Raw genomic sequence first — 460 nt, forward strand, 5'->3', positions numbered from 1 at the left:
TGGGTGACGGCGTTGCCGATGAGGTTGGTGACGACCTGTCGGAGTCGGGCCTCGTCGGCGTGTGCCGGGGCGGTGGTGGGTTTTCCGCCGCCGGGTCCGGTCAGGGTCACCGGGCGCGTGGCGTCCAGGGCCTGGACGTCGTGGAGGGCGTCGGCGGCGAGGGTGCGCAGGTCCATGGGGGCGAGGTCGAGGGCGAAAGCCGGCTCTCGGGCGGTACCCGTGCCCTCGGTGTCCTCGTCCAGGCGGGCGAGGAGAAACATCTCCTCGACGAGGCGGGTGAGGCGAGCGGACTCCTCGGCGATGCGGCTCATCGTCTGGTCGACGTCCTCGCGGGTGGGCATGGCGCCCATGCGGTACAGGTCGGTGTAGCCCTTGATGCCGACGAGCGGCGTCCGCAGTTCGTGGCTGGCGTCGGCGAAGAAGCGCCGGGTTCTCGCCTCGCCCTCCGCACGGGCCCGGA

At 72.2% G+C, this 460-nt stretch carries 1 protein-coding gene; it reads right to left on the reverse strand.

What is annotated here, in order from left to right; all coding sequences use genetic code 11:
- Positions 1 to 460 (reverse strand): cell wall metabolism sensor histidine kinase WalK (locus tag H5J33_RS36585; RefSeq protein WP_181798974.1); only part of this gene is annotated, 460 nt, incomplete at both ends.

It is taken from the genome of Streptomyces sp. WELS2, from assembly GCF_013870595.1.
Taxonomy (GTDB): domain Bacteria; phylum Actinomycetota; class Actinomycetes; order Streptomycetales; family Streptomycetaceae; genus Streptomyces.